The organism is Corallococcus sp. AS-1-6 (genome assembly GCF_020037015.1).
GTDB lineage: Bacteria > Myxococcota > Myxococcia > Myxococcales > Myxococcaceae > Corallococcus.
In genome coordinates this window covers 85218-108972 of the sequence record NZ_JAIQDE010000030.1, presented here as the reverse complement: position 1 = coordinate 108972, position 23755 = coordinate 85218, and the positions used below count along the sequence as shown (strand labels likewise).

Annotated in this window: 17 protein-coding genes; 15 read left to right on the top strand and 2 right to left on the bottom strand. The window is 70.4% G+C overall.

Features of this window, described 5'->3' with window-relative positions:
• The first annotated feature begins 121 nt into the window (after positions 1 to 121).
• Positions 122 to 2215 (top strand): PQQ-dependent sugar dehydrogenase, encoded by a 2094-nt coding sequence (locus tag K8612_RS32175; RefSeq protein ID WP_223765039.1) that lies wholly within the window; start codon positions 122 to 124, stop codon positions 2213 to 2215.
• Between the two features lie 196 nt (positions 2216 to 2411).
• Entirely contained in the window at positions 2412 to 4145 is a 1734-nt protein-coding gene (locus K8612_RS32170) for a DUF4394 domain-containing protein (RefSeq protein WP_223765038.1), read from the top strand.
• Positions 4146 to 4256: 111 nt separating this feature from the next.
• On the opposite strand, the gene ppk2 is transcribed toward K8612_RS32170, so the two are convergent.
• Entirely contained in the window at positions 4257 to 5057 is an 801-nt protein-coding gene (gene ppk2 / locus K8612_RS32165; protein ID WP_223741107.1) for a polyphosphate kinase 2, read from the bottom strand.
• Between the two features lie 224 nt (positions 5058 to 5281).
• Here ppk2 and K8612_RS32160 point away from each other — a divergent pair, with 224 nt between their 5' ends.
• The 12 genes from K8612_RS32160 (at position 5282) to K8612_RS32105 (ending at position 20728) form a co-directional block, all read left to right on the top strand.
• Positions 5282 to 6877, top strand: coding sequence for an efflux transporter outer membrane subunit (locus K8612_RS32160; protein ID WP_223765037.1), 1596 nt, complete (start codon positions 5282 to 5284; stop codon positions 6875 to 6877).
• Between the two features lie 10 nt (positions 6878 to 6887).
• Positions 6888 to 7898: an HlyD family secretion protein gene (locus K8612_RS32155; protein ID WP_223765036.1), complete on the top strand. Its 1011-nt coding sequence runs from the start codon at positions 6888 to 6890 to the stop codon at positions 7896 to 7898.
• Between the two features lie 25 nt (positions 7899 to 7923).
• The gene (gene rbbA / locus K8612_RS32150) at positions 7924 to 10722 is read left to right on the top strand and encodes a ribosome-associated ATPase/putative transporter RbbA (protein ID WP_223765035.1); all 2799 of its coding nucleotides are present in this window, start codon (positions 7924 to 7926) and stop codon (positions 10720 to 10722) included.
• Positions 10723 to 10724: 2 nt separating this feature from the next.
• Complete coding sequence (locus K8612_RS32145; RefSeq protein ID WP_223765034.1) at positions 10725 to 11849, top strand: ABC transporter permease; 1125 nt, start codon at positions 10725 to 10727, stop codon at positions 11847 to 11849.
• 28 nt (positions 11850 to 11877) lie between these two features.
• Complete coding sequence (locus tag K8612_RS32140; RefSeq protein ID WP_223741112.1) at positions 11878 to 12651, top strand: hypothetical protein; 774 nt, start codon at positions 11878 to 11880, stop codon at positions 12649 to 12651.
• Between the two features lie 117 nt (positions 12652 to 12768).
• The gene (locus tag K8612_RS32135) at positions 12769 to 14223 is read left to right on the top strand and encodes a hypothetical protein (protein ID WP_223765033.1); all 1455 of its coding nucleotides are present in this window, start codon (positions 12769 to 12771) and stop codon (positions 14221 to 14223) included.
• A gap of 191 nt (positions 14224 to 14414) precedes the next feature.
• Entirely contained in the window at positions 14415 to 14636 is a 222-nt protein-coding gene (locus tag K8612_RS32130) for a hypothetical protein (RefSeq protein ID WP_223741114.1), read from the top strand.
• 44 nt (positions 14637 to 14680) lie between these two features.
• Positions 14681 to 14899, top strand: a complete 219-nt coding sequence (locus K8612_RS32125) for a hypothetical protein (protein ID WP_223741115.1) — start codon at positions 14681 to 14683, stop codon at positions 14897 to 14899.
• A 43-nt stretch (positions 14900 to 14942) separates the two neighbouring features.
• Complete coding sequence (locus K8612_RS32120) at positions 14943 to 17927, top strand: DUF1611 domain-containing protein (protein WP_223765032.1); 2985 nt, start codon at positions 14943 to 14945, stop codon at positions 17925 to 17927.
• 17 nt (positions 17928 to 17944) lie between these two features.
• Positions 17945 to 19729 carry an ABC transporter ATP-binding protein gene (locus K8612_RS32115; protein ID WP_223765031.1) on the top strand — a complete coding sequence of 595 codons (1785 nt, stop codon included), beginning with the start codon at positions 17945 to 17947 and terminating at the stop codon, positions 19727 to 19729.
• A 25-nt stretch (positions 19730 to 19754) separates the two neighbouring features.
• Positions 19755 to 20033 carry a hypothetical protein gene (locus K8612_RS32110; protein WP_223765030.1) on the top strand — a complete coding sequence of 93 codons (279 nt, stop codon included), beginning with the start codon at positions 19755 to 19757 and terminating at the stop codon, positions 20031 to 20033.
• Positions 20030 to 20728 carry a S8 family serine peptidase gene (locus tag K8612_RS32105; RefSeq protein ID WP_223741119.1) on the top strand — a complete coding sequence of 233 codons (699 nt, stop codon included), beginning with the start codon at positions 20030 to 20032 and terminating at the stop codon, positions 20726 to 20728. The genes K8612_RS32110 and K8612_RS32105 overlap by 4 nt, the downstream gene beginning before the upstream one ends.
• Before the next feature lie 5 nt (positions 20729 to 20733).
• Here K8612_RS32105 and K8612_RS39400 read toward each other — a convergent pair whose 3' ends face one another.
• Positions 20734 to 23337: a carboxypeptidase-like regulatory domain-containing protein gene (locus tag K8612_RS39400; protein ID WP_306799765.1), complete on the bottom strand. Its 2604-nt coding sequence runs from the start codon at positions 23335 to 23337 to the stop codon at positions 20734 to 20736.
• Positions 23338 to 23481: 144 nt separating this feature from the next.
• On the opposite strand from K8612_RS39400, the gene K8612_RS32090 reads away from it, so the two are divergent.
• On the top strand, positions 23482 to 23646 hold the full coding sequence (locus K8612_RS32090; RefSeq protein ID WP_223741120.1) for a hypothetical protein: 165 nt from the start codon (positions 23482 to 23484) through the stop codon (positions 23644 to 23646).
• The last annotated feature ends 109 nt before the right edge of the window (positions 23647 to 23755 follow it).

Sequence of the window (23755 nt, the reverse complement as noted above, 5' to 3'; positions counted from 1 at the left end):
GCCCGTTCGCCGCGGGCACCTTCTGACGGGGGCTCAACACCCAGCGGTGCATCCCAAGAGAGTCCCCTTGAGGTCTTCACGGAATTCCTTGAACTAGCAGGAATTCCAAAGGAGCGCCTCAATGCACCTGCGTCCCCCACCCGCCTTCGTCCGCCGTACGGGACTGGCTCTCTGCTTCACCGTGGCCGTCGCCTGTGGAGAAAAGCCGGAGAGCGGCCCCGACCTCCAGACCCAGACCGCGGCGGTGATCGCCGGTTCGCGAATCATTGGCGTGCAGTCCGGCCGCTGCCTCGACGTGGCGCGGAACAGCCAGACGCCGGGGCAGGAGCTCCACATCTACGACTGCAACGGCCAGGACAACCAGCGGTTCCTCTTCACGCCGGAAGGCGAGCTTCGCGCGTTCGGCGGCTCCTGGTGCGTCCAGCCGGAGACCGCCAGCTCCGGGGCCCGGGCCGTCATCGCCGCCTGCAACGGGACGGCGAACCAGCGGTGGGTCCGCGACGCCAGCGGCGCGGTCATCCACACGGCGACCTCGCTGTGCCTCGACGTGTCCGGTCAGGCCACCGCCAACAGCTCGAAGGTCATCGTCTGGACCTGCAACGCGCAGACGAACCAGCGGTGGTCGTTCCCGGCCGACACCCAGGCGCCCACCGTGCCCACGGGGCTCGCGCTGTCCCACGTGACGTGCAACTCGGCCACGCTGTCCTGGTCGCCGTCCACGGACAACGAGGGCGTCGCGTTCTACGACGTCTACCATGACGGCCAGTGGATGAAGTCCGTCTCCGGCGCCACGGTGTCCACCGGGCTGACCCTGGTCCCCGGCGTGACCTGGGGCCTGTATGTGAATGCGCGGGACGCGGTGGGCAATGTCTCCCAGGGCAGCGCCACGCTCTCCATCACCGTGCCGCAGTGCCAGGCGGACACCCAGGCGCCCAGCATTCCCACGGGCGTTACCGCCACCGCGTCCGGCACCAGCGTGACGGTGAACTGGACCGCGTCCACCGACAACGTGGGCGTGAGCGCGTACGACGTGTTCCGGGGCGGCGTGAAGATTGGCACGGTGGCCGGCGCTCCGCCCGCGACGACCTTCGTGGACAGCGGCCTGTCCGCGAACACGGCCTACACCTACGCCGTGCTCGCGCGCGACGCCCAGGGCAACGCGTCCGCCCAGAGCGCGTCCGTGACGGTCACCACCGGCCAGGCCTGCGCGAACGCCGTCTGCTCCGTCACCCAGGTCGCCACCGACACGGACATCCCGTGGGGCCTGGTGAGCCTGCCGGACGGGGCGGTGCTCTACGGGCGCCGCGACGCGCAGGACATCATTCGCCTGGACCCGGCGACGGGCCAGAAGACGTCCGTGGGCACCGTCCCCAACGTGCAGAGCACCGACGGCGAGGGCGGCCTGATGGGGCTGGCGCTCTCCCCCACCTTCGCCACCGACCGCTGGCTGTACGTGATGCACACCTCCCCCACCGACAACCGCATCGTGCGGCTGCGGTATGAGAACGGCGCGCTCAACACCGCGTCGCTCCAGGTGCTGCTCCAGGGCATTGGCCGCAACAAGTTCCACAACGGCGGGCGCCTGCGCTTCGGCCCGGACGGGAAGCTCTACGCGTCCACGGGGGATGCCCAGAACGGCGCCTACGCGCAGGACCTCAACAACCTGGCCGGCAAGGTGCTGCGCCTCAACGCCGACGGCACCGTCCCGTCCGACAACCCCTTCGGCAACTACGTGTGGAGCTACGGCCACCGCAACCCGCAGGGGCTGGCCTTCGACTCGCAGGGCCGCCTGTGGGAGCAGGAGTTCGGCAACTCCGTGATGGACGAGACCAACCTCATCCAGAAGGGCGGCAACTACGGCTGGCCCAACTGCGAGGGCACGGTGTCCCAGGGCGGCTCGGGCTGCGCGACGCCCGGCTACATCGCGCCGAAGCAGACCTACGCCACGGCGGACGGCTCGTGCTCCGGCATCGCGGTGGTGCGCGACGTGCTCTACGTGGCCTGCGCCCGCGGCACGCGCCTCTACCGCGAGGTCATCAGCGGCTCCAACCTGACCAACGTGCAGCAGTTCTTCGTCGGCACCTACGGCCGGCTGCGCACCGTGGAGCCGACCCTGGACGGCAACCTCTGGCTGACCACCACCAACCAGGGTGACAAGGACAGCATCCCCAACAACAGCAACGAGCGCATCTTCCGCGTCGTGCTGGGGCAGTAGCCAGGCGAAGCCCCCGTCGTCGGCGGCGGCCCCGAGCGCTCCCGGGGCCGCCGTTGGAACAGGTCCAGGCGGGTCCCCATGAGTCCGAGATTCAAGAATGAAACAATTCACTGAATCGACACGAGGTTGAATCCAGTTTCGAGCCCCCCGCGTAAGGCACTGGGAACACCGCTTCAGCGAACCCACCGGGGAGACCATGCCGCTCATCCGAAATCCGAACCGAATCATCGCCGCGCTCGCCACCGCGCTCATGCTCACGGCCTGCGGAGATGATGACGACGATGTCCCGCCCACGCCCCGGCCGGACGCAGGCGCGGACGCGGGCACCGGCACGGATGCCGGCACGGACATGGATGCCGGCGCCGACGCGGGCACGGAGATGGACGCCGGGACGGATGGCGGCTCCAACCCGGTCATGGTGGGTGACGTCGTCGCCCTGACGGCCTCGAACAAGCTCGTGTCCTTCAATCGGGCGACCCCTGGCACGCTGATGAGCTCCGTGGACGTGACGGGCCTGAACGCGGGCGAGTCGCTCCTGGGCATCGATTACCGCCCGGCGGACTCGCGGCTCCATGGCCTCACCAGCGCGGGGCGCATCGTCACCCTGGCGCCGGACACCGGCGTCGCCACCGTGAAGGCCACGCTGGCGGCCATGGCGGGAGACGACAACCCGTTCACCGCGCTGACGGGCACCGACTTCGCCGTGGACTTCAACCCGGTGGCGGACCGCCTGCGCGTGGTGAGCGACACGGGACAGAACCTGCGCATCAACGTGGACACCGGCGCCACCATCACGGACGGAGACATCAACGGCGGCACGGGCGCGCAGGTGACGGGCGCGGCCTACACCAACTCCTTCCCGGAGACGGTCAGCACCCGCCTCTTCGTGCTGGATACGGCGACGGACACCGTCTACCTCCAGGACCCGCCGAACAACGGCACGCTCACCGCCCCCGTGCCCCTGGGCGTGGACGCCTCCGGGGTGAATGGCTACGACATCGACGCCTGCACCAACGTGGGCTACGCCGCGCTGACGGTGGGCGGCACGCAGCGTCTGTTCCGCATCTCCCCGGAGAAGGCGGCGGGGGCGGCCACGGAGCTCGCGGTCATTGGAACGACGGAGCCCCTCAAGGGACTGGCCCTGAAGCAGGACACGGCCCCCGCGCTCTACGGCCTCACCACGGACGGCCGGCTCGTACGGGCCGCGCTCTCCGCGCCCAATACCCTGACGGCGACGGTGGCCCTGACGGGCGTGCCCGCGGGCGAGACGCTGCTCGGCATCGACGCGCGCCCGGCGGACCGGAAGCTGTATGCCCTTTCCTCCGCCGGGAAGCTCTACACGGTGGAGCCCCAGACGGGTGCGGTCACCGCGAAGGCCACGCTGGCGGCGGATCCCGCTGACACGACGGCGCCTTTCACCGGCCTGGTGGGGACGCAGTTCGTCATCGACTTCAACCCGGTGGCGGACCGCCTGCGCGTGGTGAGCGACACGGGGCAGAACCTGCGCATCAACGTGGACACCGGCGCCACCACCACGGACGGAGACATCAACCGCGCGCCGGCCGCGACCGTCTTCGGCGCCGCGTACACGAACAGCGTGGCGGGGGCCACCGCGACGACGCTGTATGACCTGGAGCGCAACAGCCACGTGCTGGCCCGGCAAGACCCGCCGAACAACGGCACGCTGGTCAACGTGGGCGCCCTGGGGGTGACGTTCGTCGGCGCGGCGGGCTTCGACATCGCGGGGGGTGACAATGGCTTGCCGCTGGTGGCGGGACGCACGGCGGCCAGCGGTCCCCATGTCCTGTACCAGGTGAACCTGCTGACCGGCGCGGCCACGTTCTTCCCGCGCACCGCGACCACCGCGGACATGGCCTCCGTGGGTGGCGCCTCCGGCCCCGAGCTGAGGGACATCGCCCTCGTCTATTGAAGACGCGGGGCCTGGCATCGCGAGGAGGCTCCATTCTCCCCGCGATGCCCTTCTTCCCGCGCGTCCCGGACACCGCCGCGCCGTGACGCAGGGTTCACCGCGTCACGGCGCTCAGTACCGCTCGGGGATGAAGTTCCGTCCCTTGAGCGAAGCGGCGTCGTCGTACTCGCCATGCCTGGAGCGGGGAGGCAGCTTCACCTTGGCGCGCTTCACCTTCTCGTAGGGAAGCTGCTCCAGCAGGAAGCGGATGCAGTTGAGCCGCGCCTTCTTCTTGTTGTCGGACCGCAGGATGTGCCAGGGCGCGAAGGGCGTGTCCGTCGCGGCCAGCATCTGGTCCCTCGCCCTGGAGTAGTCGTACCAGCGCTTCCAGGACTTGATGTCCATGGGGCTCAGCTTCCACTGCCGCAAGGGGTCGTCGATGCGCGCCGCGAACCGCCGCGCCTGCTCCTCCTTGCCAACCTCCAGCCAGATCTTCAGCAGGAGGATTCCGCTGTCGACCATGTACTGCTCGAAGACGGGGCAGCCCAGCAGGAAGCGCTCGTGCTCCTCGGGAGTGCAGAAGCCCATCACGGGCTCGACGCCGGCCCGGTTGTACCAACTGCGGTCGAAGATCACGATCTCTCCCCCCGCGGGGAAGTGCGGCACGTACCGCTGCAGGTACATCTGGGACTTCTCCCGGCTCGACGGCGCCGGCAGCGCCACCACGCGAAACACCCGGGGGCTCACCCGCTCGGTGATGGCGCGAATCGTCCCGCCCTTCCCCGCGGCGTCCCGGCCCTCGAACACCACGATGACGCGCATCTGCGTGTGCTTGACCCAGTCCTGAAGCTGGCAGAGCTGGGCCTGGAGCTTGCGGAGCTCCTTCGTATACGCCTTGCGCTTCAGGGGCTCTGCGTGGGTGTCCTGTGCCATGGCCATAGGGTTGTGCGGCCCCCGGGTGCACGCAATGCGTGCCATTGGGCAGCGTGTCCACCCGACAGCCACGCCGTCCCCGGGTTCGTGTCTGTCTTGAGCCAGCGGACACCGGGGGTTGCCCCGTGGGGCAGAGCCGGGCACCTCGTACTTCCGCGCGCCGGCGCTCGTGCGGATCCTCGCCGCCCATCGAGATGTCGCGGATGCGGGGGACGGCCAACGCCATGCATGGGATGAAGCCGGGGTTCGCGTCCTTCGTCGGCGCCGTGCCGCTGCTCGGCGTCCTCGCCGCGCTCTCCGGATGCGCGGTCGGTCCCGACTTCAAGAGGCCGGAGGCCGCGGTCGCCAGGGAGTGGCGCACCCAGGGCGACCCACGCCTGTCGACGCAGGACGCGGTCGACACCCAATGGTGGAAGTCCTTTGGCGACCCCTCGCTCGACCGGCTCGTCGAGCTCGCCGCCCGGCAGAACCTGTCGCTCCAGATTGCAGGCCTGCGCATCGTCGAGGCGCGCGCCCAGTTGGCCATCCTCACCGGCCGGCAGTATCCGCAGGTCCAGGCCTTCAGCGGCAGCGCCTCCGCCGTGGGCCGCAGTGAGAACTCCGCCGCGGCCAACCCCTTCGACGTGGAGGGCCTGGGCTCCATCGACCGCCACTTCCTGGAGTACCAACTGGGCTTCGACGCGCTGTGGGAGTTGGACTTCTGGGGCAAGTACCGGCGGGGCGTGGAGTCGGGCACCGCGGGCCTGCTCGCGTCCGTGGCGGACTACCAGTCCTCGCTCGTGTCGCTCACCGCGGAGGTCGCGCGAACCTACGTCCTGGTCCGCACGTACGAGGTGCTCATCGAGCAGGCGCAGGAGAACGCGCGGATCCAGGAGGAGGGCTTCCGGATCGCCGAGGCGCGCTTCAGCAACGGCGCCACCTCGGAGCTGGACATGACGCAGGCCTCCACCCTGCTGGAGAGCACCCGGGCCACCATCCCCCAACTGCAGGCAGGGCTGGAGCAGGCCCGCAACGCGCTGAGCACGCTCCTGGGCCAGCCCACGGGCGAGGTGGAGGCGCTGCTGGCGGGCCCCAAGCGGATCCCGGTGGCGCCCGCGACGGTGGCCATTGGCATGCCGGCGGAGATCCTGCGGCGGCGCCCGGATGTCCGCGGCGCGGAGCTGTACGCCGCCGCGCAGTGCGCGCGGATTGGCATCGCGGAGGCGGAGCTCTACCCGAGCTTCTCCCTCTTCGGGACCATCGGGCTGCAGGCGAGCACCAGCGCCGCGGCCTCCAGCAACCTCTTCTCCCTGGGCAGCCTCTTCTATTCCGTGGGTCCCCGCATCGTCTTTCCCTTCCTCAACTACGGCCGCCTGAAGAACGGGGTGCGTGTCGAGGACGCGCGGTTCCAGCAACTGCTGGTCAACTACCGCAACACGGTGCTCAAGGCGGCCCAGGAGGTGGCGGACGCCCTGACGGGGTTCATCCACGCCCAGCAGGCCATGACCTTCCAGCAGGCCGCGGTGAAGTCCGCGCAGCGGTCGGTGGAGCTCGCGGTGGTGCAGTACCGCGAGGGCGCCGTGGACTACCAGCGCGTGCTGGACGCGCAGCGGTCGCTCCTGGAGCAGCAGAACAACCTGGTCCAGACGAGCTCCTCCATCGCCACGAACCTGGTCGCCCTCTACAAGGCGCTGGGCGGAGGCTGGGAGGTCCGCCGCGACCAGCCCATCGTGCCCGAGCCGATGCAGGCCGAGATGGAGCAGCGGACCCACTGGGGCGACATGCTGTCCAAGCCGCGGACGCAAGAAACCAAGGCGGGCTCGCAGCCCGTCAAGCCATAGAGGGTCCGCCATGCCCTGGAAGCCGAAAGGGAAATCCAAGTGGGTCATCGGGCTGGTCGCCCTCGCGCTGCTCGCGTTCATCGGCTTCCGGTACTGGAAGGGGAAGAAGGCCGCGCTGCCGGAGGGAATCGTCTCGGGCAACGGCCGCATCGAGGCGAAGCTGGCGGATGTCGCCGCGAAGGAGCCCCTGCGGGTGAAGGAGGTCCTCGTCAACGAAGGCGACCTCGTCAAGCCCGGGCAGGTGCTGGTGCGGCTGGACACCACCACGCTGGAGTCCAGCCTGGCGGAGGCCAACGCGAACGTCGCGGCCACGCAGGAGAAGCTGGCGGTGGCCGAGGCGGGCATCGTCAGGCAGAAGAGTGAAATCGAGCTCGCCACCATCGAGGCGGAGCGCGCCCGGAGGCTGGTGGCGAAAGGCGCCGGCTCGCAGCGGGACCTGGACGTCCGGACGAGCCAGTTGGAGACCACCCGCGCCAGCCTGGCGGAGGCGGAGGCCACGCTGAAGACCTCGCGCGAGGAGATCGCGGTCGCGAAGGCCAACGCCGCGACGATTCAAACGCGCATCGCCGACGCGACGCTCCGGTCCCCGGTGACGGGCCGGGTCCTCTACCGCCTCGCCGAGCCCGGCGAGGTGCTGTCACCCGGCGGGCCGGCGCTCACGCTCGTGAACCTGGAGGACGTCTACATGGAGATCTTCCTGCCCGCGAGCGAGGCCGCCCGCGTGAGGATTGGCTCCGAGGCGCGCCTCACCGTCGACTTCGAGCCCGACCGCTCCATCCCCGGCTACGTGTCCTTCGTGTCGCCGGAGGCGCAGTTCACGCCCAAGCAGGTGGAGACGAAGAGCGAGCGGGAGAAGCTGGTGTTCCGCCTGAAGCTCCAGGTCCCCCGGGAGCTGGCCAGCCGCTACGTCGAGCGCATCAAGACCGGCATCCGCGGCGTCGGCTACGTGAAGGTGGACCCCTCCGCGAAGTGGCCCTCCCGGCTGCGCGACGTCGTCACGGCGGAATCCGAACCCCACTAGCCCACAGACCCGGGAGGGCCGCGCCATGGTCTCATCCACGTCTCCAGGGCCGCCGGCCCACCTCTCCAGCCGGCTCGTGGTCTCCATCCAGGGCGTGACCCACCGCTACGGCAAGGCCGTCGCGCTCGACGGCCTGTCGCTCGACGTCCCCAGCGGCATCCGGGTGGGCATCGTGGGGCCGGACGGCGTGGGCAAGTCCACGCTGATGGCCCTGGTCGCGGGCGCCAAGAAGATGCAGCAGGGGCGCGTCCTGGTGCTGGACGGGGACATCGCGGACGCGAGGCACCGGCGCCAGGTGGGCCCGCGCATCGCTTACATGCCCCAGGGCCTGGGCAAGAACCTCTACCTGGAGCTCAGCGTCTACGACAACGTGGACTTCATGGCCCGGCTCTTCGGGCTGTCCCCCGAGGAGCGCAAGGTGCGCGTCCCGGAGCTGCTCGCGGCCACCGGCCTGGGGAGGTTCGCGGAGCGCCCCGCCGGCAAGCTCTCCGGCGGCATGAAGCAGAAGGTGGGGCTGTGCGGCGCGCTGGTGCACGACCCGGACCTGCTCATCCTCGACGAGCCCACCACCGGCGTGGATCCGCTCTCCCGGCGGCAGTTCTGGACCCTCATCGACGAGATCCGCGCCGGGCGCCCCGGCATGAGCGTCATCATCTCCACGGCCTACATGGACGAGGCGCAGCAGTGGGACTGGATCGTCGCCATGGACGCGGGGCGCGTGCTGGCCACGGGGTCCCCCGCGGAGCTGATGGAGCGCACGGGCACCCAGGACCTGGAGAAGTGCTTCATCGCGCTCCTGCCCGAGGAGAAGCGCCGGGGCCACAAGGAGATCATCATCCCGCCCCGCGCGCAGGGCAACGCGGAGCTGGCCATCGAGGCGCACGGGCTGACCCGCCGCTTCGGGACCTTCACCGCCGTGGACCACGTCACCCTGTCCATCGAGCGGGGGGAGATCTTCGGCTTCCTGGGCTCCAACGGCTGCGGCAAGTCCACGACCATGAAGATGCTGACCGGCCTGCTGCCTCCCACGGAGGGCACGGCGAAGCTCTTCGGCAGCTCCGTGGACGCGGGCAGCATGGAGGTGCGCAAGAACCTGGGCTACATGACGCAGGCGTTCTCGCTCTACGGCGAGCTGAGCGTGCAGCAGAACCTGGTGCTGCACGCCCGGCTCTACCACCTGCCCCCGGACAAGGCGAAGGCGCGCATCGAGGAGCTGGTCGAGCGGTTCGGGCTGGGCGCGCACCTGGAGGCGCTGGCCGGGGACCTGCCCATGGGCCTGCGCCAGCGGCTCTCCCTGGCCGTCGCCGTGCTGCACGGGCCGCAGATCCTCATCCTGGACGAGCCCACGTCAGGAGTCGACCCGGTGGCCCGGGACAGCTTCTGGGAGCTGTTGATCGACCTGTCGCGCAAGCAGGGCGTCACCATCTTCGTGACGACGCACTTCATGAACGAGGGCATGCGCTGCGACCGCATCTCCCTCATGAACGCGGGCAAGGTGCTGGCGGCGGACAGCCCCCAGAAGCTCATCGAGGCGCGGCACGCGGACAGCCTGGAGACCGCCTTCATCGGCTACATGGAGGACGCCATCGCCGAGAAGGCGCGCGCCGAGGGCAAGGACACGCCCGCCGCCCCCGCGCCCGGAGCCGCGACGCCCCAGGCCCAGGCCGGGCCCCGGACGGACCGGGCCGGCCTCCGGCTGGGGCTGGGCCGGCTGCTCGCGTATGCCTCCAACGAGACCAGCCAAATCCTCCGCGACAAGGTCCGGCTGGCGTTCGCCTTCATCGGCTCGGCGGTGCTGATGCTCGTCTTCGGCTTCGGCATCACGACCGACGTCGAGAACATCCGCTATGCCGCGCTGGACCTGGACCAGTCCCCGGAGAGCCGCGCGTACCTGGAGCAGTTCAGCGCGGCGAAGCCCTACTTCGCCCCGACTCCGCCCGCCACGTCCTCGGACGAGGCGCTCCGCCGGCTCCAGTCAGACGACGTCTCGGTGGTGCTGGAGATTCCGCCGCGCTTCGGCCTGGACCTCCGCCGGGGTTCCGGCCCCGAGGTGCTGGCGCAGGTGGACGGCGCCATGACCTTCCGTGGCGACACCGTCGCGCAATACGTCCAGGGGGTCCACAGCCGGATGCTCCAGGATCCCGCGAGCGGCTTCCACTCCGCCAGCGCGCGGAAGTCCACGGCCAACATCGAGGAGCGCTACGTCTACAACCCCACCTTCGAAAGCATCTACTCCATCGTGCCGAGCGTCCCCGCGCTGCTGCTGCTGCTCATCCCGGCCATCCTCATGACGGTGAGCATCGTGCGGGAGAAGGAGCTGGGGTCCATCATCAACTTCTACGTCACGCCCACGGGGCGGCTGGAGTACCTGCTCGGGAAGCAGTTGCCCTACGTCGCCATCGGCATGGCCAACTTCTTCATCCTGACCGCGCTGTCGCTGGTCGTCTTCAGCGTCCCCATCAAGGGCAGCTTCCTGACGCTGGTGGTCTGCGCGCTGTTCTACGTCACGGCGACGACAGGCATTGGGATGGTGACGTCCACCTTCACCGGCAGCCAGGTGGCGGCCGTCTTCGTCACGGCCATCCTGACCATCGTGCCGACCATCCAGTTCTCCGGCCTGTTGCAGCCGGTGTCCACGCTCCAGGGAGGAGCCAGGCTCGTCGGCTCCATCTGGCCGGCCACCTACTACATGCACGCCAGCCTGGGCGCCTTCACCAAGGGGCTGGGCGCGGGCCTCATCCTGAGGGACGTCGCCTTCCTGGCCGTGTGCGTCCCCCTCCTCCTGGCCGTCAGCGTCCTCGGCCTGAGAAAGCAGGAGAAATAGCGGTGAACTCACTGCTGAACATCCTGTGGCTCGGGCTCAAGGAGATCCGCAGCCTGCTCAGCGACGCGGTGCTGGTCGTGTTCGTCGTGTATGCGTTCACCCTGGCCATCTACGTCCAGGCCACGGGGACCTCCAGCGAGGTGAACAACGCCTCCATCGCCTTCGTGGACGAGGACGGGTCCGCGTTGTCCAAGGAGCTGCTCAACGCGTTCTATCCGCCCCGCTTCAAGTCGCCGGAGGTCATCACCGCGGATGACATCCAGCCGGACATGGACCGGGGCCGGTTCATGTTCGTCGTGGTGATTCCGCCCCGCTTCGAGCACGACCTGCGCGCGGGGCGCAACCCGGACGTCCAGGTGAACATCGACGCGACCGCCATGCAGCAGGCGGGCATCGGCACCGGCTACATCAAGAACATCCTCAACGACCGCATCTCCTCCTTCCTCAAGCGCACGGAGGAGACGGGGCCGAAGCCCGTCAACCTGGTCATCCGCAAGCTCTTCAACCCCAACGGGGTGTCGTCCTGGTTCAAGAGCGTGGTGGCCATCATCAATCAAATCACCCTGCTGACGGTCGTCCTCACCGGCGCGGCCGTCATCCGGGAGCGCGAGCACGGGACGCTGGAGCACCTGCTCGTGATGCCGCTGACCTCGTTCGAGATCGCCATGGCGAAGGTCTGGGCCAACGGCCTGGTCATCCTCGTCGCGACCGGGGCTTCGCTGTTCTTCGTCGTGAACCTGGTGCTGGAGGTGCCGTTCGCCGGCTCGGTGGCGCTGTGGTTCGTGGGCGTGGTGCTCTACCTGTTCTTCGCCACGGCGCTCGGCATCTTCCTGGGGACCATCTCCCGCTCGATGGCGCAGTTCGCGCTGCTCATCATCCTGGTGGTCCTGGTGCTGATGCTGCTCTCAGGCGGGAGCACGCCCGTGGAGAGCCAGCCGAAGTGGCTTCAGGCCCTCACGTACCTGCTGCCGGCCCGGCACTTCGTCAGCTTCTCGCAGGTCATCATCTACCGCGGCGGAGGGCTGTGGGCCGTCTGGCGGCAGTTCCTGATGGTGAGCGCGGTGGGCCTGGGGTTCTTCGTCTACAGCCTGGCGCTCTTCCGCAAGTCCATCGCGGTGAGCAAATAAGGTCCGCGGAGGCGCTATCCTCCGGGCGATGAGACTGCTCCCCCGGCTCCACCTCTTCGAGTTCCTCGACCAGTCGTGGCTGCCCGCGCCGCTGCGCCGCGGCGAGGTCGACTACCTGCACGTCGTGCTCGACAAGACGCGCCCCTACGACAGCGTGGTCCCCCAGTTGGCGGAGCTGCTGCGCATGTCCGGCACGAACCGCGTCATCGACCTGTGCTCGGGAACGGGAGGCCCCTGGCGCACCCTGCTGCCGGCGCTGCGCCGCGTGCACGGCGAGGCGGAGGTGGTGCTCACCGACCTCCACCCCACCCCGGCGCTGGAGCTGCCCGAGGGCGCGCGGTACCACGACGCGCCGGTCGACGTGATGCGCGTTCCGGAGGAGCTCACGGGGCTGCGCACCCTCTTCGAGGGACTGCACCACTTCCGCCCGAAGCAGGCGAAGGCCCTCCTCGCGGACGCCGCCACGCGCGGCGTGCCCATCGCCGCCTTCGAGCTCACGCAGCGCTCGCTGCTGTACGTCCTCTTCCAACTCCTGCTCATCATCCCCCTGGTCTGGGGCTTCACCCCGCTCATCCGCCCGCGCTCCGGGTGGCGGCTGGTCTTCACCTACCTCATTCCCATCATCCCCCTGCTCATCCTCTGGGATGGCGTGGTGTCGTCGCTGCGGACCTACACGCCGGAGGACCTGGAGGAGCTGACCGAGGGGCTCGACACCCACGGCTACCGCTGGCACAGCGGCGTCCACCGCGCCAACGGAATGACCATCACCTATCTCCTCGGACTGCCTCGCCGGCAGCCCTGAGGACGAACGGGCGCTCCCGCCCCCGTCCCACGACACTCTCACCCCCCTCGGGGTGCCTCTTGGAGGACACCTCCTCGCGTCCCACCCTCCGAGCGTCGTGGACCGGGAGGTGTGGACATGCATGCAAGGAATGGGTGTGCCCTGCTGTGGTTGGGACTGGCAGGGGTGTTGGGCTGTGGGGGATTGCCGGAGGCGGTGGAGGACGGCGCCCGCGAGGTGACGGCCCAGGCGTGCCCTCCAGGGGTGGCGGCCCGGGTGGCGACCATCATGCCCCTGGGCTCCGCGGGCTTCATGGGGGAGCTCACCCACGTCCAGGGGACGCTCTACTTCGTCACCTCCGCTTTCGACACCGGTTCGCTCCTGTGGCGCAGCGACGGCACGGAGGCGGGGACCTTCCCGCTGAAGACGTTTCCGGGGCCGCCCGGCGTCTATCAGCCCCAGAACCTGGTCGCGGTGGGCAACCGGCTCTTCTTCCAGGCCCGCACCGACGCCACCGGCATGGAGCTGTGGAGCAGCGACGGGACGACGGGGGGGACCCGGCTGGTCAAGGACATCACCCCCGGCGCGGAAGGCTCCGTGATGACCAACGCCACGGAGCTCAACGGGCGCCTGGTGTTCTTCCGCTGGGTGCCGGTGCCGGGAGACGGGGCCCGGCCGGAGCTGTGGCGGTCCGACGGGACGGCGGCCGGCACGCTGCGGGTGAGGGACTTCGGCGGGCTCACGGGGCTGGGCAACGACACGTTGAAGGTCGGCAACGCGCTGCTCTTCTTCTTCTCCGAGGACACGGGCACCACGATGTGGCGCACCGACGGCACGCACGCCGGGACCACCTCCGTCAAACGGCTGGACGCGGGGAACGCCTACCTGTCGGGGGTGAGCCGCCCGGGTGAGCAGCCGTTGTTCATCCTGGAGGACGGTCCCGACTCCGAGGTGTGGAAGACGAACGGCACCGCCGCGGGCACCGTCCGCCTGGACGCCTTCGGCAGGCGGGTGCACCTGCTCGGGACGCTGGGCCCGTATGTCTACGTGACGTCCGTGGACAACCCGGTGACGAAGCGGCTGCGCATCGACCGGCTCTCCCTGGCTGGCGATGGCAAGACGGGAATCACCACCCTGCCCAACCCCTACGGCTCCGACGAGTACGCGTACCCCGCGGTGCGGTCGGCCGTGGTCTCCGGCGGCGCCATCTACTTCTTCATGAGCATTGGCAGCGACGCGCCCGTGTCCAGGGACATCTCGCTGTGGGTGACGAACGGGACGGCCGCGGGGACCCGCCAGCTCTTCGACAACCCCAGTGTGGAGTACGGGTACCGCTACCCGCTGTTCGCCACCGGCACGGGGCAGGTCCTGTTCGGCGGCGCGCCGGATCCGCTCGGGCCCGTCTTCCCCTACTTCACCCGGGGCTCCGTGGCGACGCAGGGCCGGCTGGCGGACATCCAGTTTCCGGGCGCGTTCACCCGCGTGGGCAGCCGCGTCTTCTTCACCGCCCTCACCGACGCCGACGTAGGCCAACTGTGGTCCGTGCCGGCCTCCTTCAGTTGCCCGCCAGGGCTCACCGAGGCGCGGGAGTAGGCAGGGCCGGCGCCGGGGTGGGGAGCCGCCCCGGCGTCGAGCGGTGGGTCCGGTGAGACCGTGAAACACAAATCCACGCGTCTTTCCTGACACTTCCAGGCCCCCACCCTCCCCTGGCTTGCCGGCTCCTCCGTCCCTTCCTAGGATTCAGGGCTCCGCTGATCTCCCCCTCATCCCCTGGAGTCCCCACCATGCGGTACACCCGCAAGAACATCTCCGAGCTGCTTGGCACCGTGCAGGGCAACCCCGACGTGATGGGCTTCTGGACGTCCACCATCGGCGGCTACACGTACAACATCACCCCGTCCGCGGGCGGCAACATCCTCCAGGACATCTACAACCCGAATCACCGGATCTGCGAGGACGGCGGCCAGGTGACGTTCGAGGACGCGGCGCAGATCGGCTGCTACTAGCGCCCCGCTTCGCGGTCTTCCCACGCCACCCCTGGAGCACTCCCATGCGTTACACGCGCAAGAACGTCAGTGACCTGCTGAACGCGGTGCAGGGCAGCCCGGATGTCCAGGGCTTCGGCACCTCCACCTTCGCCGGGGCCACCTGGACGATGGTGCCCTCCTTCGGCGGCGGCGCCGTCTGGCAGAACTCCTGGACGTACCAGTGGACCTGCGAGGACGGCGGCACCGTCACCGCCGAGGACCGCTCCACGTTCGGCTGCTAGCGGCCCGCGTCTCCCCCGCCTCCCCCCGTCTCGCGGTCCCCTCATGAACACGCGCCTCACCCTGATCCTCAACACCCACATGCCGCAGGTGTTGGGCGAGGGGCCCCTCTTCGATGAGCCGGAGAACTGGCTCTTCGAAGCGCTGACGGAGACGTACATCCCGCTGTTCCGGATGCTGGAGCGCTGGGACTCCCAGCGCTTCGCCGGCACGCTGGTGATGTCCTTCACCCCGTGCCTCTTCGAGCAGCTCGTCGCCAGCGAGGAGCGCTACACCGGCTATCTCCAGTTGCTGAAGCGCATCGCCACGCGCGAGCTGGAGCGCACGTCGCGGCTGGAGCTCTACAACCGCTACGAGAAGTACCCCCAGGCCCTGTCGGACGAGGCGCTCGCGCGGGTGCACCGCACCGCGGGCATGTACCTGCGGCGCGTGGAGGACAGCCTCGCGTTCCTCCAGCAGCACAGCCTGCGGGACGTGTTCGCCGCGCTGGGGCGCCATCGGCCGTCCAACGTGCAGCTCTGGACCTCCACGCCGCAGCACAACTTCCTGCCCTTCTTCCAGCCCGCCGTCGCGGACCGGCTGGTGGCGCGGGGCGTGGAGTCCTTCCAGGACGTCTTCGGCGGCGAGCCGGACGGCCTCTGGTTGCCCGAGTGCGCCTTCCAGCCGGGGCTGGAGCGCGTGCTCACGCGCCATGGCATCCGCCGCACCGCGCTCAGCCTGACGGGCATTGGCGCGTCCCAGCCCCAGGACCCCAGCGGCGTGTTCCGCCACGAGGGCCTGGAGGTGCTGGTCCACGACTACCGCATCGGGCTGCACCTGTGGAAGTCGCCCGAGTCCACGTTCCCCGCGCACCCGGTGTACCGCGAGTTCTTCCGGGACGTGGGCTTCGACCTGCGGCCCGAGTACTTCGAGGAGCTGGGCGTGCCCGTGCCCGCGAACAAGCGGGGGCACGTGTGGACGGGCCTGAAGTACCAGGCGGTGACGGGCCAGAAGGTCGACCTGGGCCAGAAGGCGCTCTACGACGTGGAGGCCGCCCGCGCCCAGGTGAAGCAGCACGTGCGCGAGTTCTGGGAGCTGCTGGACTCGCGCCGCGCGCTCGTGCAGGACGGGCGGACGTTCGTGCTCGCGTTCGACACGGAGCTGTTCGGCCACTGGTGGCACGAGGGCATCGAGTGGCTGGAGGGCGTCATGCAGCCCGCCGCGCCCGTCGAAGTCCAGGCCGCCCCGCCGCCGCCCGAGCCGCCGTCGCTGCCCCGGCTCTACTATTCGACGTGGGGGCGCGACTTCTACAGCGAGCACTGGCTGACGCCGGGCAACGCGTGGATGTACGCGCTCATCAAGCTGGTGGAGGCGCAGCTCCCGGAGCCGGTGGACGCGGAGACGCGCGAGACGTGGCGCCGCTTCGAGGTCTTCAGCGGCAGCGACCTGCTGTTCATGATTCCGGATCCGACGCAGCGGGACCGGGCGCGCTCCCTGTTCCTCGCGCGTTACGAGCAGGTCGTGTCGCGGCTGAAGGACTTCTCGCCGGAGCTGCTCACGTCCTTCCCGGTGGACCCCTTCAAGTGCGTGCTCATCCACGTGAGCAAGTCTGGCGGGCAGGAGCAGCCGCCGTTCCTCCTGCGCCGGCTGTCGCTGGAGGGCGTGAACACCGGGGCGCGCCGGGAGCTGACGCTCGACGCGGAGTTGCTGGAGGTCGCGGGACTGCGCGTCGCGTTCCAGTACTTCCTCCTGCACCCGCAGGGCCGCTACGCGCTGCGCGTGGAGGGGGGAGAGGCCGAGCACGTCTTCCAGATGCCGGACTACGGCGTGCCGCTGCTCATCGCGCCGGACACCCGCACCTATCCCAAGTACGACCCGGAGGTGCTCTACCAGAAGCTGGGTGAAATCTGGGAGGGCGACCAGCGGCTGCCCCTCAAGCTGAACCCCACGCTGCGCAGCCGCCACCTGTACACGCGCGCGCAGGTGATGGAGGTGCTCGCGGGCAAGCGGACCGCCGTCTTCAAGTACAACAAGGAAGGCTACGCGCTCCTGCGCTTCCGCGACCGGAGCCCGGCCCCGGCGTGCGTCGTCTTCGACGACACGGTGACGCTCAGCGACGCGGGCGAGTACATCCAGGCCGGGGAGCTGTCCGTGCCCGTGGTGAACGACCCGGCGGCCATCGCGCGCCATGACTTCGACGCGGTCGTCTTCACCTGCTCGCTCAACTTCGAGACGGAGGTGCCGCACGTCCGCGCGCTGCTGGAGGTGGCCACGCGCAGGCGGCTGCCGGTGGTGTCGCTGTACGACGACATCCTCTATTACGACCTCTTCGACGGGCTGGAGCCGGACCCGCGGCTCTTCTTCCGCGTGGCGGTGCCGGAGCAGGACGCGCTCGCGAAGCCGGCCCTGGCGGACTACGGGCCGCGCAACCTGCTGGGCGTCTTCGGCACGGACACGGTGCAGGGCAAGTTCACCACGCAGGTCTACCTGCGCGAGGCGCTGGCGAAGCACGTGCGCGTGCGCCACCACGCCACGGAGCCCACGGGCATCCTGCTGGGCTCGGACACGGGCTACTCGCGCGTGCTGCGCGTGGAGGGCCCGCAGCGGCTGGCGTTCGAGCGGCGGCTCATGGCGGACCTGGCGAAGGACTGCGACCTGGTCATCACCGGCGGGCAGAACGGCCTGCTCTACGTGCCGCAGGGCCAGGACCGCCGGGCCAACGCCTCCACGCACATCTACGAGACGTTCCTGCCGCGCCTGGTGGTGCTGACCGTGGCGGTGGACACGAAGCCCGAGGACGTCATCGCGACGCGCGAGTACGTGGAGTCGCTGGCCCGCGAGCACCAGGTGCCCTGCACGGTGGTGGGGCTGGCGATGATGGGCGGGCGCAAGCTCCTGGGCAGCCGCTGGACGGAGACGTGGTTCCTGGGCGTCCGGGACGAGGTCCTGGAGGAGGCGCGGCGGAAGATGGAGCAGCACACCGGCCTGCGCGTCCACGCCATCCCGGAGGAAGTGGACGCGCTGGCGCGGAGCGTGCTCACGCACCTGTGATGGAAGCGGGCGGCGCGATGCGGACAGAAGGGGCCCCCGGGCTGCGGCAGTCGGCGCGGTATCTCGCCGCGATGCTGCGGCTCCTGCGTCCCGCGTGGGGCTCGCTCGCGAGGAGCGCGCTGCTGGGCCCGGTCATCACCGGGCTCCTGCTCATCCCGCCCTTCCTCACGCGGCTGTTGTTCGACCACGTGTCGTCCCCGCGGGACCTGGGGCTGTTGCACGTGCTGGTGCTGAGCATCCTCGCCGCGTCGGTGGCGGCGGCGCTCGCGGAGTCGCTGTTCGGCTACTACTCCTCGTACCTCACGGTGAAGCTGGAGGGCTCCGCCGCGCTCTACCTCTTCAACCACCTGCAGCACCTGCCGGACCGCTTCTTCTCCCGGCGGCAGGTGGGGGAGCTCACCAGCCGCTTCGACGACGCGAAGGCGGGCATGGCGCTGGTGCTGGGGTTGATCCGGCTGGTCTTCTCCCAGCTCACCTTCCTGGTCGTCATCCCCTTCACCCTGGCTTCGCTCCATTGGCAACTGGCGCTGGCGGCCGTGGCCACGCTGCCCATCGTGGTGGCGGTGCCGCTCGTCATCGGCCGCGCCATGGGGCTCGCGTGGCAGGAGGTGATGGGCGTGCACGGCGCCCTCCAGGCGCTCCAGGTGGAGACGCTGCGGCAGAGCCGCACGACGAAGGTGCTGGCGCTGGAGCCGTTCGTGTACCAGCGCGCGGCGGGGCTCATGCGCTCCGTGCTGCGGGCGCACCTCAAGGCCCACGGGGTGGAGGGGCTGCTGCGGCTGTTCGAGCGCACGGTGGAGGCCGCGCAGACGGCGCTCTTCACCTGGCTGGGCTGGCGGCTCATCCTCCAGGGCAAGCTGACGCTGGGCGGCTTCGTGGCCTTCGTGGCGTATGCCGCGTACCTGCGCGGGCCGGTCATCGAGACCATCGCCTTCGTCACCGGCCTGCAGCAGCGCGGGGTCCACCTGCGCCGCTTCTTCGAGTACCTGCACGAGACGCCGGAGCAGGACCCGGCCCGCTCGCTGACCCTGCCGGCTCCGCCGGCGCGGCGGCTCTCCGGCGGCGTGGAGCTGGAGGACGTGTCCTTCGGCTACCTGCCCGGGCAGGACGTGCTGCGCGAGGTGAGCGCGCGCATCCGCCCCGGCGCGGTGGTGACCATCGTCGGCTCCAGCGGCTCCGGGAAGACGACGCTCGCGCGGATGCTGACGCGGCTGGAGGAGCCGGGCCGGGGGCGCGTGCTGTTCGACGGACAGGACGCGCGGACGCTGGAGCTGTCCGACCTGCGCCGGCAGCTCGCGGTGGTGTGGCAGGACGTGGAGCTGTACCACGGCACCGTGCGCGACAACCTCACCCTGGGGCTCACCGGCGTGAGCGAGGAGGACCTGCGGCAGGCCGTGCGGCTGTGCGCGCTGGAGCCCGTCCTGGCCGCGCTGCCGCAGGGCTTCGACACGCCGGTGGCCGAGGCGGGCGCGAGCCTCTCCGGCGGCCAGCGGCAGCGGCTGGCGCTGGCCCGGGCGGTGCTGCGCGACGCGCCGGTGTTGTTGTTGGACGAGGCCACCTCGCAGCTCGACGTGGAGACGGAGTCCGCCATCGTGCGGGCGCTGCTCACGCGGGCCCGGGAGCGCGGCCAGACGGTGCTGTTCATCACGCACCGGCTGGCCAACGCGCCCCTGGCCGACGAGGTGTGGATGCTCGCGGGAGGGCGGTTGGTGGGCCAGGGGCCGCACGCGGAGCTGCTCGCGCGCTGCGCGCCGTATCAGCGGCTGTTCCGCGCGGGCCTGGGCGAGGCGGACGCCGCCTGACGCGGCGGAAGGAAGGATCCCGGTCATGGCGAACGAGCCCCCACGCCCACTGCCCTCGCGGCTGCCGCTCCTGGAGGACCCGGACCACGCGGGCCTCTTCGTCGTGCGGCGCATCGGCACGCTCACGCTCCTGCTCGTCCTGGCGCTGGGCGCGGGGATGGCGCTCGCGGGTTCGCTCGTGCGCCTGACCGTGTCCGTCCCGGACGCCGTCCCGCCCCGCACGGAGTCCGTGTCGCTGGGCACCTATGTGTTCCGGCAGTTGAAGCACTGGAGCCCTTCGCGGCCGGGAGGCAGCTCGCCGTGAAGAAGGTCGGCATCATCGACAGCGGCGTGGAGGTGGCCTTCCTGCGCGAGCACGCGATGCACCTCGCGGGAGCGGCGTCCTTCTCGCTCGACCTGGACGCGCAGGTGCTGGAGGCGCGCGCCTACGAACGGGAGGAGCTGGAGGCGTGGCGGGACGGCGCGGGCACGCTGGACCTGGAGGACACGCACGGGCACGGCACGGCCGTCCTGAGCATCCTCCACGACCGGGTCCGCCCCTGGCCGGACGTGGAGGTCTACGTCGCCCGCGTCCTCGACCGGAACATCCGAGGACACTCGCTGTGCCTGGTGGAGGCGATGGGGTGGATGCTCGATGAGGTGGGCGTGGACGTGCTCAACCTGAGCCTGGGTACGGTCCACCGCGCGCTGGAGGCGTCCATGCGGGAGGTCACCGACCGCGCGGCGGCGCGGGGCGCCATCATCGCCTCCTCCGCGGGCGGGATGCCCACCCTGCCCGCGCAGTTGGAGTCGGTGGTGTCCGTGGGCGACCCCGCCCTCATGGAGCGCGTGGGCGCGGACGTGAAGGTGGACCACGTCGTGAAGGAGCGGGAGGTGAGGCTCTACATGGGAGGCCGCTGGATGCAGGTGCCCATGACGACCAGCTTCGCCTGCGCGGTGGCGGTGGCCGAGGTGCTGCGCGACGGGCCTCCGCCGGGATGGCGGCGCAAGCAGGGCTGAGCGCCTCACGGCGTGGGCTGCGTCACCTCCAGGGCGACGTCGCCCAGGTCCAGCTCATCGCCTTCCTTCAGCTTCAGCGGCCGGCGCAGCCGTCCCTGGGACGGGCCGCCCTGGATGACGAGGACGCGCTCCCCCGCGCGCACGCCACCGAGGAAGAAGCGGCCCTCCGCATTGGGGATGTGCTCCGGGGAGGACGGCTCGCCTTCGATGAAGATGAACGCATCGGGGACGGGCGCCTTCGTGGCCGCGCTCACCACGCGGCCCCGCACGGAGGCAGGCGCCGTCACGGGGAGCTCCACCTCGAGCACCGCGCCCGTGCCGGGAGACACCAGGGCCTCGCCGACGGAGCCGTCCACCGTGCGTGCCATCAGCTTCACGGGCTCGGGCGGAGCGTCGCGCAGCTCGAAGCGGTCGCCGGAGAACTCAAGGGGCCCCGTGCCCCTGGGGAGGAAGCCCTTCTGGAGCTGGAGGGTCAGGGTGAAGCCCCGGACGGGTTCACCCTTGCGCACCACGCGGCCGCGAAGGAAGGCCGAGGGCCGCAGCCGCACGACCACGTCCCGGTCGGCCGTGACGGACACGGGCTCGCTCGAACGTCCGCCGTTGCGCGCGCTCAGCAGCACGCGACGCGCGGCGGAGCCTCCGCCTCGGGAGAGAGGGATGGCGAACCGGCCCTCGTCATCCGTGGGCGTCATGGACAGGGGGATGCCCGGCTCCTCCGGCGACGCGAGGGTGATGACGGCACGGGGCGAGGGCGAGCCATCCGGCTCCAGGACGACGCCCCGGTATTCGTTCGCGTCGCGCTTGTCCTCCCAGGTGAACTCGACCTGGGTCGTCCTTCCCGCGTCCACCCGCACCTTCTGCTGTGAGCCCGGGTCGAAGCGGCCGCGCGCCGTGAGCAGGAGCGTGTAGTCGCCCGAAGGGAGCACCATCCGGAAGGCACCTCGCGCGTCCACGACGACCTGGCCCAGGCCTGGAGTCACGCCCTGCCGCATGTCCTCCGCCAGGGCCGTCACCTCCATCATCGCGTCCGGAAGCGCCCCCCGGGCCGCGCGCACCTGGCCCTCCAGGGTGCCCGTGCCGTCCAACGTGAAGTCCGCCTGGACGGTGCGGTTCGCCTCCACGAAGACACTCTGGCGGACGCCCGTCGTCGCCCCCTCATGGCGCGCGGAGAGGGACAGGGGGCCCGTGGCGAGCCCCTCGATGCGGTAGCGGCCCTCCGTGTCGGTGCGGGCGTCGATGGCACTCGCCTCCATCTCATCGCGCGCGATGCTGACGCCCGAGACCCGGGCCGCGGCCACCGGCGCGCCGTTCCGGTCACGCACCTGGCCCTCCACCGTGCCGGTGCGCGCGAGCTTGAACTCCACGGGGAAGCTCTCGCCCTGGTTGACCGTCAGGCCCCAGCGGGTGGCGGGCGAGAAGCCCGGGGCCGTGACCTTCGCGTCGTAGCTGCCGGGAGCGAGCCCTCGCACGACGAAGTGTCCTTCGCCGTCCGACAGGGCGACGCCGGGGTCCGCGTCCCCACCGGAGAGGCCGACCTCGACGCGCGCTCCGGCCACGGGCGCGCCCTCGGACTTCTCCAGGACACGGCCCTCCAGCACCGCGCCCGGCCCCAGTTGGATGCGCACGTCGCGCACGGTGCTGCCCGCGACACAGAGGACCGGCAGGTCGAGCGCGCCGGTCTCCTCGCCGCGCCGCGCGGACAGCAGGTGGGAGCCGGGCTCCACCTCCACGGAGAAGCCGCCCTGCGCGCCGGTCGTCACGCTCTGGGAGGGCTTGCCCTCCACCCGCACCTCCGCGTTCGCGGCGGGCAGGCCCTTCGAGTCCACGACGTAGCCCTCGATGACGCTCGCCAGCCGGAACGCCAGCGTCAGCGGGCCTTCCGCGGGGATGCGCAAGCGGCTCAGCACCACGCGCGCGTAGCCGGGGGGCCGCGCCTCCAGCAGGTACGTGCCCGGGGCGAGGCCATCGACGCGGAAGTTCCCGCGCTCGTCGCTCATGGCGTAGACGCGCTCGTCCTCAGGAGCGTCCGCGCGCTGCCAGACCTCCAGCTCGCGAGCGTGCGCCGTGAGGACGACCTCCACGAGTGGCAGCGGCTCATTCGTTCCACGCACCACCGTGCGGCCCGTGAGCGATTGCGCGGGCTCCAGGGAGATGCGCAGCGCCGTGCGTGGCTCACCGAGAGGGCGGACCGCCTCGCGCAGCAGGGGTGCACGGTCCGGAGCACGCACGGCCACGAGATAGCGGCCAGGACCGGCGGCGATGCGGACGTGCCCTGTCGGATCCGTGAGGCCAGAGCCCGTCAGCGTCCAAGTGGACGCCCGAGCCCCCTGCGAATAGAGCCGCACGGTGGTTCCGGCCGAAGGCGTGCTCCCGGCGAGGACCTCCACGTCCAGGACGCCATCCGCTTCGTTCGGGGACTGCGACGTCGGGAGCCCTTCCACGGGTTCGGAGCGCTCCCGTGTGGGCGCGAGGTTCGAGGGGCGATTCCGCGAGGGCGTGGCCGCACCGTTCTCCGCGGGGGTGGCAGGTGCTCCGGAGCGCAGCGCCCAGAACAGCACGAGGCCGCACGCGACCAGGACCGCCACCCCACCGATGAGCCACCCGCGCATGACCGCCGTCCTCGCCTCCCTGGGGACACCGGCCACCAGTATCCCCCGAAGCCGCGTGCGCGTCCCGCGCACACGACCTCAAGCGCCAGGACGAAGCAGCCGGGAGCGGCCCCCGGACTGTGGCGCTGGAAATGGGGCCACGGCGTGACCCACGATGACGCCATGCTCCTGAAGCACCTCTACAGAATCAGCCTGGAAGAGCCGCCGTATTGGTGCTTCTTCATTGGCGTCGGCCGGGAGACGGACAACATGCTCGAAGGGCTTCGCACTGTCTGGAGAGGACCTGAGGCCACGGCCTTCTTCACCTGATTGAGAAGCGAGCCACGGGCCAGTCAGATCCACCGTGGCAACGGCGTGCCAGTCCGCACCGACATCCGTCTCCCGCTCCACATGGAGGCTGCCCGGGCAGCGCGTTGAA